Annotated in this window: 4 protein-coding genes; 1 reads left to right on the forward strand and 3 read right to left on the reverse strand. The window is 71.2% G+C overall.

Features of this window, described 5'->3' with window-relative positions:
• Nucleotides 1–15 precede the first annotated feature (15 nt).
• Nucleotides 16–1,425: a type I polyketide synthase gene (locus ACTWQE_RS22095; RefSeq protein WP_443330751.1), complete on the reverse strand. Its 1,410-nt coding sequence runs from the start codon at nucleotides 1,423–1,425 to the stop codon at nucleotides 16–18.
• Nucleotides 1,426–1,690: 265 nt separating this feature from the next.
• Between ACTWQE_RS22095 and ACTWQE_RS22100 the strand changes: the two genes are divergently transcribed.
• A complete protein-coding gene (locus ACTWQE_RS22100) occupies nucleotides 1,691–2,884 on the forward strand; it encodes a cytochrome P450 (protein ID WP_443330752.1) in 1,194 nt (397 codons plus the stop codon).
• 127 nt (nucleotides 2,885–3,011) lie between these two features.
• Here ACTWQE_RS22100 and ACTWQE_RS22105 read toward each other — a convergent pair whose 3' ends face one another.
• The gene (locus tag ACTWQE_RS22105) at nucleotides 3,012–9,101 is read right to left on the reverse strand and encodes a type I polyketide synthase (RefSeq protein WP_443330753.1); all 6,090 of its coding nucleotides are present in this window, start codon (nucleotides 9,099–9,101) and stop codon (nucleotides 3,012–3,014) included.
• A 36-nt stretch (nucleotides 9,102–9,137) separates the two neighbouring features.
• A complete protein-coding gene (locus ACTWQE_RS22110) occupies nucleotides 9,138–14,558 on the reverse strand; it encodes a type I polyketide synthase (RefSeq protein WP_443330754.1) in 5,421 nt (1,806 codons plus the stop codon).
• Between the last annotated feature and the right edge of the window lie 4 nt (nucleotides 14,559–14,562).

Below are 14,562 nucleotides of genomic sequence, written 5' to 3' on the forward strand. Positions count from 1 at the left end.
CGGCTCGGGGGCCGTCTAGGGGGCCTGTTCGGGGTCGGGGGCGGGGGCCTGTTCCAGGATGACGTGGGCGTTGGTGCCGCTGATGCCGAAGGAGGAGACGGCGGCGCGGCGGGGCCGGTCGGCGCCCGGCCAGGGCTCGGGCCCGGCGAGGAGTCTGGCGTTGCCCTCGCTCCAGTCGACGTGGCCGGTGGGCTCGTCCAGGTGCAGGCTCTCGGGCAGCCACCCGTGCCGCATCGCCAGGACCATCTTCATGACGCCCGCGATACCGGCGGCGGCCTGGGTGTGCCCGATGTTGGACTTCATGGAGCCGATCAGCACGGGGCGGTCCGCGGGGCGCTGCTGCCCGTAGGTGGCCAGCAGCGCCTGGGCCTCGATGGGGTCGCCGAGCGTGGTGCCGGTGCCGTGGGCCTCGACGGCGTCCACGTCGCCGCCGGCCAGACCGGCGTCCGTCAGGGCCTGGCGGATGACGCGTTGCTGCGAGGGGCCGTTGGGGGCCGTCAGACCGTTGGACGCGCCGTCCTGGTTGACGGCCGAGCCCTTCACCACGGCGAGTACGGGGTGGCCGTTGCGGACGGCGTCGGAGAGCCGCTCGACCAGCAGCAGGCCGACGCCCTCGCTCCAGCCGGTGCCGTCGGCGGCCGCCGCGAACGGCTTGCAGCGGCCGTCGGGGGCCAGCCCGCGCTGGCGGGAGAACTCCACGAACATCTGCGGGGTGGACATCACGGTCGCGCCGCCCACCAGCGCCATGGAGCACTCGCCGCGCCGCAGCGCGTGCGCCGCCAGATGCAGGGCGACCAACGACGAGGAACAGGCGGTGTCCACGGTCAGGGCGGGGCCTTCCAGGCCCAGGACGTAGGAGATGCGGCCGGAGGCGATGCTGATGTGATTGCCGGTCAGCAGGTGTCCGCCGACCTCGTCGGTCCGTCGGCCGCCCTCGGCGTCGTACCCTCCGTGGCCGGTGCCGACGAATACGCCGGTGCGGCTGCCCGTGAGGGATTCGGGGTCGATACCCGCCCGCTCGACGGCTTCCCACGCGGTCTCCAGGAGGAGCCGCTGCTGGGGGTCCATGGCGAGCGCCTCGCGCGGCGAGATCCCGAAGAAGCCGGGGTCGAACTCGCCCGCTTCGTGCAGGAATCCGCCCTCGCGGGCGTAGGCGGTGCCCTGGTGGGCGGGGTCGGGGTCGTAGAGCGCGTCCAGGTCCCAGCCGCGGTTGCGGGGGAAGGAGGAGATCGCGTCGACGCCGTCGCGCAGCAGCTCCCACAGCTCCTCGGGCGAGCGGACGCCGCCGGGGAAGCGGCAGGCCATCGAGACGATCGCGATGGGCTCCCTCTGCTTCGCCTCCGTCTCGTCCAATTGCTGACGAGTCTCGTGAAGGTCCGCGATCGCGCGCTTGAGGTAATCGCGCAGCTTCTCCTCGTTCGACATCAGGACGCCAATCGCTCGGTGGAATGCCGGACCTGGGGCACAGAGCGCCGACACGCACGTCCGACCGTTTCCCCGCCATCTTGTACAAGGCGGACTGCGGGTTTCCCTAGAAGACGCTCCCGTCCCCGAAGGCCTCGCGCCGACCCGGCACACGTTCCCTGCAGAAGGGCCGAACCCGGCCCATTTATAGGGTTTTCCCGGTCCCGAGGTCGCTAGCGTCACGCCTCACGTGTCACGTCATGAAGCACATGTAAGGGGCCTCCCTATGACCGCTGCCTTCCAAGACCTGCCCTGCCTCGACCTCGAACCGCCCAAGATGCTGGAGCTGAGCCCGCTCCTGCGCGCCTTGCAGGACCGGGGGCCGATCCACCGGGTACGCACACCGGCCGGGGACGAGGCATGGCTGGTGACCCGCCACGCCGAGCTCAAGCAGCTGATGCACGACGAACGCCTCGGCCACACGCACCCCGACCCGGCCTCCGCCGCGCAGTACGTACGCAGCCCGTTCCTGGAGCTGCTGATCAGCGACAACGACGCCGAGACCGAACGCCGGCACCACGCCGAGACCCGCCGCCTGCTCACACCGATGTTCTCGGCCCGGCGCGTGCTGGAAATGCAGCCGAAGGTGGAGGAGGCCGCGGACACCCTGCTGGACGCGTTCATCGCCCAGGGGTCTCCCGGTGACATGCACGGCAAGCTCTCCGTGCCGTTCGCCCTCACGGTGCTCTGCGATGTCATCGGAGTGCCGCCGCAACGCCGTGCGGAGCTGACCTCGCTGCTGGCCGGTCTCGCCCTGCTGGACGACCGTGAGGGCGCCGCACAGGCTCAGCGAGACATGCTCACGTACGTGGAAGGGCTGGTCCAGCAGAAGCGGGCCGAGCCCGGCCCCGACATCATCTCCCGCCTGACCGCCGGCGAGCTGCCCGAGGAGCGTGTGGCACACCTGGCCATGGGGCTGCTGTTCGCCGGGCTGGACAGCGTCGCGAGCATCATGGACAACGGTGTGGTGCTGCTGGCCACCCACCCCGACCAGCGCGCAGCGGCGCTGTCCGACCCCGACGTGATGACGCGCGCCGTGGAGGAAGTGCTGCGGACCGCCCGGGCCGGCGGGTCGGTCCTGCCGCCGCGCTACGCCAGCGAGGACATGGAATTCGGCGGGGTGACGATACGGACCGGAGAACTGGTCCTGTTCGACCTCGGCCTGCCCAACTTCGACGAGCGGGCGTTCACCGGGCCGGGGCAGTTCGATGTCACCAGGACCCCCAATCCGCACCTGTCCTTCGGCCACGGCATCTGGCACTGCATCGGCGCCCCCCTCGCGCGCCTGGAGCTCAAGACGATGTTCACCAAGCTGTTCACCCGTCTGCCGGAGCTGCGCCTGGAGCTTCCGGTGGAGCAGCTGCGTCTGAAGGAGGGCCAGCTGTCGGGCGGCTTCGCCGAGCTCCGGATCACCTGGTAGGGGCGGGAGTTCCGGAGCCTGACACGACGTAGGCAACGGCGTACGGAACCGCGAGGGAACGGCGGGCGGCCTGGTGGCCGCCCGCCGTGGCGTTCTGCTTCCGTGCCGTTGTTACTCGATCACGCGGTTACGCGTTGCCGAGGGAGTCGAGCCATTCCTTGACGATCCGCGCGGTGTCCGGGGCGTCGTCGCGGAGCATGGAGAAGTGGTCCGCGTCCACGCTGCGGACGTGGACCGGGCCGCCGTGCTGTTCGTCGTCGAGGCCGGTGACGGTCTCGAGGCCGAAGGTCTCCTTCGTGGCACGGACGATCAGTACGGGAACGGTCGTGTGCCGCACGTGGAGTTGGTTCAGCATGCCCATCCAGCGCGCCATGGCGGACAGCCTGGAGTTCGTCATCCGTACCGGCGAGACCTCGTCGACCATGAAGTGGCGTCGCATCAGGCCCCTGTAGTCGATGGCCTCGCTGTTCTCGTGCCGGATGCTGATGGTGTCCAGCAGCACCACGGCATCGGGCCTGATGCCCCAGGTGTTCTCCAGCAGGGCCGCCGCCAGGTAGGCGAAGGCTCCGGCAGAGGAGTGCCCGACCAGGACGAAGGGTTCACCGTCGCTCGCGCGCAGCGCGCTCTCCGCGATGACCCGCACCGCGGTCTCGGGGGTGGCCGGCAGACGCTCCCCCGTGGCGAAGCCGACCAGCGGCAGCGCGCTGACGTGCCGCTCACCCCGGAAGGGTGCGGCGAGCCTGGCGTATTCGTGTACGCCGCCGTTGGCGGTGGGCGTGCTGACACAGATCAGCCGTGGCGTGCCGGAGCCCTCGGCGAGGGTGGCCGGCAGTGGCAGATCCTCCAGTTCGGCGGTGTTCTCGAAGCTCGGACGAAGGGCGCTGAGGGCGGACAGCATGCGCTGGGCCTCCGGGATCTTGCCGCTGTCCAAAGCGTCGAGGAACAGCCGCTCCAGCGAGTCGGTCTCGGGTGCGGCGGCCGGGAGGAGGCCCGTAGGGGAAGCGGAGCCGTCCAGGGACGACTGTGCGGCCAGGTCGCCGTAGAGCCGGGCTGCGAGGTCGGCGGGGGTCTTGGAGTCGAAGACCACGGTTGCCGACAGGTGCAGGCCCGTGGCGGCGGCGAGTCGGTTGCGCAGTTCGACGGAGGTCAACGAGTCGAAGCCGAGCTCGTAGAACTCCCGCCGGGAGTCGATGTTCTTGTCCGAGGCGTGTCCGAGCACGGCGGCGGCCTCGGTCCGTACGAGGTCGGTCATCAGACGCAGATGCTCCTCCGGACGTACAGCCCGCAGCCGGTCACCGAGCGACACCGCCGTGTCCGTGCCGCCCGCGGCGCGCGCGGCCATCCGCCGGGCCCCCTTGACCAGACCCCGCAGCACCGGCGGCACCGGACCCTGGGCACGCACCGGCCCGGAAGCCCGGCCGACCGCGACGAGATGCGCCGCGCCGGTCGCGACAGCCGCGTCGAACAGCGCCAGTCCCCGCTCCGGGCTGAGCGGGACGGTCCCGTACGAGGCCATCCGCTGCATGTCCGCGTCCGAGAGCGCGGCGGTCATCCCCCCGCCCTGGGCCCAGGCACCCCACGCCAGGGACTGCGCGGGCAGCCCCTGCCCCGCCCGGTGCGAGGCAAGCGCATCCAGGAACACGTTGCCCGCCGCATAGTTGCCCTGCCCCGGAGAACCGACCACACCCGAGATGGACGAGTACAGCACGAACGCGGCCAGGTCGAGATCCTTGGTCGCCTCGTGCAGATTCCAGGCCGCATCCACCTTCGGACGCAGTACGGCCGACAGCCGCCCGGGCGTCAGAGAAGTGACCACACCGTCATCGAGCACACCGGCCGTGTGGATCACAGCGGTCAGCGGATGTGCGGCCGACACCGAGCCGACGACCGACTCCACCGCCTCCCGGTCCGCCACATCACACGCACGGACCGCCACCTCGGCACCGTAGGCGGCCAGTTCCTCTCGCAGCTCACCCACACCAGGCGCCTTGGGCCCACTCCGGCTGACCAGCAGCAGATGCCGCACACCACGCTCGGCCACCAGATGCCGGGCCAGCTCACGGCCCAGACCCCCGGTGCCACCCGTGATCAGCACCGTGCCCTCTGGTGCCCACTCCCGCGGTACAACCCCCGGGCTGCCACCCAGCTCAGCCAAACGCCCTACGCGGACCGCACCATCGCGCACCACGAACTGCCCCTCCCCGGCAGCCAGTAGACCCGGCAGATCCGCGAACACCCCGGCAAGGCCCTCTCCCCCACCGTGGTCTTGCAAGTCCAGGAGTCCCATCCGTCCCGGGTTCTCCGACTGCGCCGAACGCACCAGACCCCACACCGCGGCACCGGCCAGATCCGCCACGGACTCACCAGCGTAGGCGGAGACGGCGCCACGGGTGACGAACACCAGACGCGAAGCACCCGCCCCCGCCCGGCCCAGCCACTCCTGAAGCACACCCAGGACCCGGGCGGTCAGCTCATGGCTACGGGCAGGCACGCCATCGCCCGTACCGGACACGGGAACCACCACAAGGTCCTCGTCCCCGGTGAGCTCCGACAGGGACGCGACCGACGCACCCACACCCAGCTCGTCCGCGCCCAGGGACACACACCGCACCTCGGCGGGCTGCACCTCGGGGCCCGCCACCCAGTCCAACGACAGCAGCGCGTCTCCTTCAGCGCCGCGCCGTGCCGGCAATGAGGTGTCCGCATCGGCCTGCTGGCCGCGCAGGACGAGCTCCTCGACGGACAGGACGGGCGCGCCCTCGACATCGACGGCCGTGATGGACACCGAATCCTCACCGGTCTTCACCACCCGCGCCCGCAGCACCGACGCACCCCCGGCATGCAGCGACACGCCCCGCCACGCGAACGGCAGGAACTGGTCCCCCGCAGTGCCGACTCCGGCCATCCGACGCGACTGCAACACCGCGTCCAGCAGTACCGGATGCAGACCGAAGGACCCGGCCTCCTCGGCGACCTGACCCGGCAGCGCCACCTCCACGTAGGCCCCGTCCGCGCACTGCCACACCGAACGCAGCCCCTGGAAGGCGGGGCCGTACCCGGTCCCGTCGTAGAAACCCTCCAGATCCGCGCTCACCGCGTCCTGCGGGGGCCAGACCGTGGAACCGAAGTCCCCGATCCGCTCACCGCTCGCCAGCGTGCCGTGCGCGTGCTGCATCCACGACTCGTCGGAAGCGCCGTCAGGGCGCGAATGCACCGAGACCGTCCGCGCACCCGCATCATCAGCAGGCCCCACCAGTACCTGGACCTGCACCGCGCTCTCCTCCGTGAGCACCAACGGCGACAGCAGGACGAACTCCTCGACCCGGTCGCAGCCGACCTGGTCACCGGCGCGCATCGCCAACTCCAGGAAGCCGGTGGCCGGGAAGAGTACGCTGCCGCCCATGGTGTGGTCGGTCAGCCACGGGTGCGCCTGCAGCGACAGCCTGCCCGTCAACACCACCTCGCCGGAATCGGCGAGGGTGAGCGTCACACCCAGCAGCGGGTGCTCCGCCGGGAGGAGGCCCGCACCGGTCACGTCCCCCGACAGCGCGGCAGGCCGGGGCCAGTACCGCTCGTGCTGGAAGGGATAGGTCGGCAGATCCACGCGGCGGGCACCCGTGCCGGCGAACCAGGCGGCCCAGTCCACCCCGACACCCGCAACATGCAGCCGCGCCAGGGCCGTGAGCAGGGCCGTCTCCTCGGGACGGTCCTTGCGCAGGGCCGATACGGCCACCTGGGCGTCCGCACCGTCAAGACTGTGCTGGGCCATCGCCGTCAGCACACCGTCCGGACCCAACTCCAGGAAGAGGTCGACGTCTTCGGCCGCCAGGGCACCTACACCGTCGGCGAAGCGCACCGTCTCCCGGACGTGCCGGACCCAGTAGTCCGCCGAGCACACCAGCTCCTCGGTGGCCAGCTCGCCGGTCACGTTCGAGACGACCGGGATCTGCGGCGCCTTGAACGACAGGCCCTCGGCGATCCGTCGGAAGTCCGCCAGCATCGGCTCCATCAACGCCGAGTGGAAGGCGTGGCTGACCGACAGCCGCTGGGTCTTCCGCCCCTCGGCCGCCACCTCCTCGGCGATACGGAGCACCTGGGCCTCGTCCCCGGCGATCACCACGGACTCGGGACTGTTGACCGCCGCGATCGACACCCCGTCCGTCAGCCGCGGCGCAATCTCACGCTCCGTCGCCTGGACCGCCACCATCGCACCGCCCGCGGGCAGCGCCTGCATCAGCCGCGCCCGCGCAGCCACCAACGTGCACGCGTCCGCCAGCGACAGCACACCAGCCACATGCGCCGCCACGATCTCACCGATCGAATGCCCGGCCACGAAGTCCGGACGGATCCCCCAGGACTCCACCAGCCGGAACAGTGCCACCTCGATGGCGAACAGCGCGGGCTGCGTGAACCCGGTCTCGTCCAGGCCGTCCTCGTCGCCGAACATCACCGCACGCAGATCCCACAGCTCACCGTCGAACTGCTCCAGCACCTCATCCAGTGCCTCGGCGAACACCGGGAACCGGCCGTACAGCTCGCGGCCCATGCCGACCCGCTGCGCGCCCTGCCCCGAGAACAGCACCGCGAGCTTCCCGGCCGTGTGCTCGGCGAACCCGCGCGCCACCTCGACGGTTTCGTCGCCCTCGGACAGCAGCACCGCACGGTGCTCCAGGTGAGCCCGGGTGGTCGCCAGCGAGAAGCCCAGGTCGAGCGGCGACTGGTCGGTCAGCGCGGAGATCCGCTCAAGCTGCGCGGCCAGTGCCTCCTCGGACCTCGCGGAGACCAGCCATGGCACGGCCGACGGCGAGGTCCGCGGCCCTGCCTCGTCGTCGGGCTCCTCTGCTGCCGGTGCCTGCTCGATGATGACGTGGGCGTTGGTGCCGCTGATGGCGAACGACGACACGCCGGCCCGCCACGGCCGGTCGGCCTTGGGCCACTCCTGGGACTCCGTCAGCAGTTCCACCGCACCGGACGACCAGTCCACATGCGACGACGGCACATCGGCGTACAGCGTCTTCGGCAGGACGCCGTGCCGCATCGCCAGGATCACCTTGATGAGCCCCGCTGCGCCGGCCGCCGCCTGGGTGTGGCCGAGGTTGGACTTCACCGACCCCAGCAGCAGCGGGCGTTCGGGATCGCGGTCCTGGCCGTAGGTGGCCAGCAGCGCCTGGGCCTCGATCGGGTCGCCGAGCGGCGTGCCCGTGCCGTGTGCCTCGACCACATCCACGTCCGACGCCGACAGCCCGGCGCTCGCCAGCGCCTGCCGGATCACCCGCTGCTGCGACGGCCCGCTGGGGGCCGTCAGGCCGTTGGAGGCACCGTCCTGGTTGACGGCCGAGCCCCGTACGACCGCGAGGACGGGGTGCCCGTTGCGGCGGGCGTCGGACAGCCGCTCCACGACGAAGACGCCCACGCCTTCCGACCACCCGGTGCCGTCGGCCGCGTCGGCAAAAGCCTTGCACCGGCCGTCCGCCGCCAGCCCGCCCTGCCTGGTGAATCCGACGAAGCTCATCGGCGTCGATATCACCGTCACCCCTCCGGCCAGCGCCAGCGAGCACTCCCCGGAGCGCAGCGCGTGGGACGCCAGGTGCAGTGAGACGAGTGAGGAGGAGCATGCGGTGTCGAGGGTGACGGCCGGGCCCTCCAGGCCCAAGCTGTAGGAGACCCGGCCGGACAGGATGCTGGCGATGAGACCGGTGCTGCCGTGCCCCTCGATGTCCTCACGGGAGTTCATCACGGTATTCGTGTAGTCGATACCGCTCGTACCCACAAAGACACCGGTGTCGGTGCCCCGCAGGGACATGGGGTCGATCCCGGCGCGCTCCAGTGCTTCCCAGGAGGACTCCAGCAGGATGCGCTGCTGGGGGTCCATCGTCACAGCCTCGCGGGGCGAGATGCCGAAGAAGTCAGCGTCGAACGAGGCGGCGTCGATGAAGCCGCCCTCGGCAGTCGCGCTGCTGCCGCTTCCGTCGCCGGCCAGGACGTCGAGGTTCCAGCCGCGATCCGTGGGGAACGCCGAGATGCCGTCCCGGCCGTCCTTCAACAACTGCCAGTATTCTTCCGGCGATCGAACGCCACCCGGCAGCTGGCAGGCCATCCCGACAATGGCTATGGGCTCCTGCTGGGCGGACTCGACCTCCCGAAGCCGTTGGCGGGTCTGGTGCAAGTCGTTCGTGACCCACTTCAGGTAGTCAACGAGCTTGTTGTCGTTCGGCATGCCGTGGAACCTTCCGTGTAAAGAGGGGGGCCGGTCTCAGCGATCGCCGTGACGGCCGAGCTCGTTGTCGATGAAGGCGAAGATCTCATCGGTGCTGGCGGCTTCGATCCGCTCGGTGACCCCTGCGTCGTCCTCCTCCGCTTGGGCGCCCCGCCAGTTGTCCAGGATCTGCGCCAGTCGGCCGGCGACGGCGGCCCTGGTGCGGGCGTCGGGTTCGCTGGTGGCGAGTGCGGAGTCGAGTCGTTCGAGTTCCGTCAGGAGGGACGGTCCCGTGGCGGCCTCGTCCACGAGTTCCGAGACGAAGTGGTCGGCGAGTGCGGTGGGGTTGGGGTAGTCGAAGACTAGGGTGGCGCTCAGCCGCAGTCCGGTGATCGTGGAGAGCCGGTTGCGCAGTTCGACGGAGGTCAGCGAGTCGAAGCCGAGCTCGTTGAACTCCCGCCGGGCGTCGACGTTCTTGGCCGACGCGTGTCCGAGCACGGCGGCGGCCTCGGTCCGTACGACGTCGGTCATCAGGCGCGTACGCTCCTCCGGGCGCGCCGCCCGCAGCCGGTCGACGAGCGTCACGGTTGCATGGGCGCCGGCCGTGGAGCTCACGGCCGTACGCCGGGCGCCCTTGACCAGACCCCGCAGCACCGACGGTACGGGGCCCTGGACACGTACCGGCCCGGAAGCCCGGCCGACCGCGACGAGGTGGGCACCGCCGGTCGCGGTAGCGGCATCGAACAGCGCCAGTCCCCGCTCGGGACTCAGCGGTACGGTCCCGTAGGAAGCCATCCGCTGCATATCCGTATCGGAGAGGGCGGCGGTCATACCGTCACCCTGGGCCCAGGCACCCCACGCCAGGGACTGCGCGGGCAGCGCCTGCCCCGCCCGGTGCCAGGCGAGCGCATCCAGAAAGACGTTCCCCGCGGCGTAGTTGGCCTGCCCCGGAGCACCGAGCACGCCTGAGACGGACGAGTACAGCACGAACGCGGCCAGGTCGAGATCCTTGGTCGCCTCGTGCAGATTCCAGGCCGCATCCACCTTCGGACGCAGTACGGCCGACAGCCGCCCGGGCGTGAGCGAGGTGAGCACGCCGTCATCGAGCACACCGGCCGTGTGGATCACAGCGGTCAGCGGATGTGCGGCAGGCACCGAGCCGACGAGCGCCTTCACCGCCTCCGGTTCCGCCACATCACACGCACGGACCGCCACCTCGGCACCGTAGGCGGCCAGTTCCTCTCGCAGCTCACCCACACCAGGCGCCTTGGGCCCACTCCGGCTGACCAGCAGCAGATGCCGCACACCACGCTCGGCCACCAGATGCCGGGCCAGCTCACGACCCAGACCCCCGGTGCCACCAGTGATCAGCACCGTGCCCTCTGATGCCCACTCCGGCGGCACCACCCCCGCACCGCCACCGAGCTCAGTCAACCGCCCCACTCGCAGAGCGCCGTCGCGCACCACGAACTGGGCGTCCCCGGTGGCCAGCAGACCAGGCAGCGCCGCGAGCGCCGCGGCGAGATCCCCGTCCTCCAGGTCCACCAGCGCAATCCGCCCGGGGTGCTCCGACTGCGCCGAACGGACCAGACCCCACACCGCGGCCGCGGCCAAGTCCCTGACGGACTCGCCCTCGTCGGCGGAGACGGCGCCGCGGGTGACGAACACCAAGCGCGCGGCACCGGAACAGTCGGCCCACTCCTGAAGCACACCCAGAACCCGGGCGGTCAACTCATGGGTACGGGCAGGCACATCGCCGCCCACACCGGACACGGGGACCACCACGAGGTCCTCGTCGCCGGTCAGGTCCGCCAGGGAAGCGACCGACGCACCCACACCCAGCTCGTCCGCGCCCAGGGATACAGACCGCACCTCGGCAGGCTGCACCTCGGGGCCCGCCACCCACTCCAACGACAGCAGCTCGTCGTGGTCCGCGCCGCGCCGCACCGCCGACTGGCCGGTGCCGGGGTCGCGGTAGGCCCGCATCACCATCGCCTCGGCGGACAGTACCGGCGCGCCTTCGACGTCGACGGCCGCGATGGACATCGAGTCGTCGCCGGTCTTCACGACCCGGACCCGCAGGACCGAGGCGCCGCCCGCGTGCAGCGAAACGCCCCGCCAGGCGAAGGGCAGGAACTGGTCGTCCTCGCCGCCCACCCCGGCCATGCGGTGCGACTGCAGCACCGCGTCCAGCAGCGCCGGGTGCAGCCCGAAGGCTCCGGCCTCCTCAGCGACCTGACCCGGCAGCGCCACCTCCACGTAGGCCCCGTCCTCGCACTGCCACACCGAACGCAGCCCCTGGAAGGCGGGGCCGTACCCGGTCCCGTCGTAGAAGCCCTCCAGGTCGACGGCCACCGCGTCCCGCGGCGGCCAGGCCGTGGAACCGAAGTCCGCGATCCGCTCTCCGCTGGTCAGCGTGCCGCCCGCGTGCTGGGTCCACGGCCGGCCGGGGTCACCGTCCGGGCGCGAATGTACGGAGACCGTGCGGGCGCCTGCCTCGTCGGCGGCCCCGACCAGCACCTGGACCTGCGTGGCGCACTCCTCCTGGAGCACCAGCGGCGTCATCAGGACGAGGTCCTGCACGCGGTCACAGCCGGCCTGGTCGGCAGCGCGCATCGCCAGCTCCAGAAAGCCGGTTCCCGGGAAGAGGACACTGCCACCCATGACGTGGTCAGTCAGCCACGGATGCGTCCGCAGCGACAGCCTGCCCGTCAACACCACCTCGCCATCGTCCGCGAGGGTGAGCGTCGCACCCAGCAGGGGGTGCTCCGCGGGCAGCAGGCCCGCGCCGGTCACATCCCCGGACAGCGCGGCGGGCCGGGGCCAGTACCACTGGTGCTGGAAGGGATAGGTGGGCAGGTCGACGCGGCGAGCACCGGTACCGGCGAAGATGCCGGACCAATCCACCCCGACGCCCGCGACGTGCATGTGCGCGAGGGCGGTGAGCAGGGCGGTCTCTTCGGGCCGGTCCTTGCGCAGGGCGGGGACGGCCACCACCGTCTCGTCCAGGGTATGCCGGGCCATCGCGGTCAGCACCCCGTCCGGACCCAACTCCAGGAAGGCGGACGCCCCTTCGGCCTCCAGAGCTCGCACGCCGTCGGCGAAACGTACGGTCTCCCGGACGTGCCGCACCCAGTAGTCCGCCGAGCACACCAGGTCCTCGGCGGCGAGTCCGCCCGTGACGTTCGAGACGATCGGGATCTGCGGCGCCTCGTACGACAGGCCCTCGGCCACCCGCCGGAAGTCCGCCAGCATCGGCTCCATCAACGCCGAGTGGAAGGCGTGGCTCACCGACAGCCGCTGGGTCTTCCGCCCCTCGGCCGCCAACTCCTCGGCGATACGGAGCACGTGGGTTTCGTCCCCGGCGATCACGACCGCCTCGGGGCCATTGACCGCCGCGATCGACACGCCATCCGTCAGCCGCGCGGCCACCTCCTCCTCGGTGGCCTGGACGGCGACCATCGCACCACCCGCCGGAAGCGCCTGCATCAACCGAGCCCGCGCAGCCACCAGCGCGCACGCGTCCTCCAGCGAGAACACCCCGGCCACATGCGCCGCCGCGATCTCACCGATCGAGTGACCGGCCACGAAGTCCGGACGGATCCCCCAGGACTCCACCAGCCGGAACAGCGCCACCTCGAAGGCGAACAGCGCCGGCTGGGTGAACCCGGTCTCGTCCAGACCCTCCGCATCGCCGGAGATCACCTCCCGCAACTCACCGTCAAAGTGCTTCAGCACCGCATCCAAAGCCTCGGCGAACACCGGAAACCGGCCGTACAACTCCCGGCCCATCCCCAGCCGCTGCGCACCCTGACCCGAGAACAGCACCGCGAGCGGAGAGCCCGCGGCCGCGCGTCCCCGGGCCGCCTCCGACAGTTCGCCGTCGGGGCACCGGGCCAGCAGTACGGCGCGGTGCTCGAACACGGAACGGCCCGTGGCCAGCGAAAAGCCCACGTCCACCGGTGCCGACGCGTTGGCCAGTGACGAGATCCGCTCGATCTGCGCGGCCAGGGCTTCCTCGGTCTTGGCCGACACCAGCCACGGCACGACATCGGGCAGCGGCTCCGGGGGGTTTCCCTTCTCCTCGGCCGGCTCCGCCTGCTCGATGATGACGTGCGCGTTGGTGCCGCTGATGCCGAACGACGACACACCCGCCCGCCACGGCCGGTCCGCCTTGGGCCACTCCTGGGACTCCGCCAACAGCTCCACCGCACCGGACGACCAGTCCACATGCGACGACGGCACATCGGCGTACAGCGTCTTCGGCAGGACGCCGTGCCGCATCGCCATGACCATCTTGATGAGCCCCGCGACCCCGGCCGCCGCCTGGGTGTGGCCGAGGTTGGACTTCACCGACCCCAGCAGCAGCGGGCGTTCGGAGTCGCGGTCCTGGCCGTAGGTGGCCAGCAGCGCCTGGGCCTCGATCGGGTCGCCGAGCGGCGTGCCCGTGCCATGGGCCTCCACCGCGTCCACGTCCGACGCCGACAGTCCGGCACTGGCCAGGGCCTGCCGGATCACCCGCTGCTGGGAAGGGCCACTGGGGGCGGTGAAGCCGTTGGAGGCGCCGTCCTGGTTGACGGCCGAGCCGCGCACGACGGCGAGGACGGGGCGGCCGTTGCGGCGGGCGTCGGACAGCCGCTCGACGACGAGGACGCCCACGCCCTCGGACCAGCCGGTGCCGTCGGCCGCGTCGGCGAACGCCTTGCACCGGCCGTCCGCCGCCAGCCCGCCCTGGCGGCTGAACTCCATCAAGGAGCCGGGAGAGGACATCACGTTCACTCCCCCGACCAGGGCCAGGGAGCATTCCCCGGCCCGCAGGGCGTGGGCCGCCGTGTGCAGGGCCACGAGCGAGGAGGAGCAGGCGGTGTCCACAGTCACCGCCGGGCCCTCCAGGCCGAGGGTGTAGGAGAGCCGGCCGGAGGTCGCGCTGGCGGCGATGCCGGTGCCGATGTCACCGGTGGCGTCGGCCAGGGAACGTACGAGGAGGTAGGCGTAGTCCTGGCCGTTGGTGCCGATGAATACGCCGGTCCGGGTGGAGCGCAGGGTGGTCGGGTCGATTCCGGCGCGCTCGATGGCCTCCCAGGAGGTTTCCAGCAGCAAGCGCTGCTGGGGGTCCATGGTGACGGCCTCGCGCGGCGAGATCCCGAAGAAGCCCGCGTCGAAGTCCCCCACGCCGTCGAGGAAGCCTCCTTCCTGGCTGACGGCGTTGCCTCGCTGGTCGACCCCGGCGTCCCGCAGGGCGTCCAGGTCCCAGCCGCGGTCCGCGGGGAACGCGCCGATCGCGTCCTTGCCCGCGGCCAGGAGCTCCCACAGGTCCTCGGGCGAGTTCACGCCGCCGGGGTAGTGGCAGCCCATCGCCACGATCGCGATCGGTTCGGTGGCCGCGGCCACGAGCTTGCGGTTCTGCCGGCGCAGGTGCTCGGTTTCCTTCATCGAGGCGCGAAGAGCTGCGACGACTTTTTCGCTGGGTGTGGTCATGGTC

Source organism: Streptomyces sp. 8N706 (assembly GCF_052245415.1).
Lineage (GTDB): Bacteria > Actinomycetota > Actinomycetes > Streptomycetales > Streptomycetaceae > Streptomyces.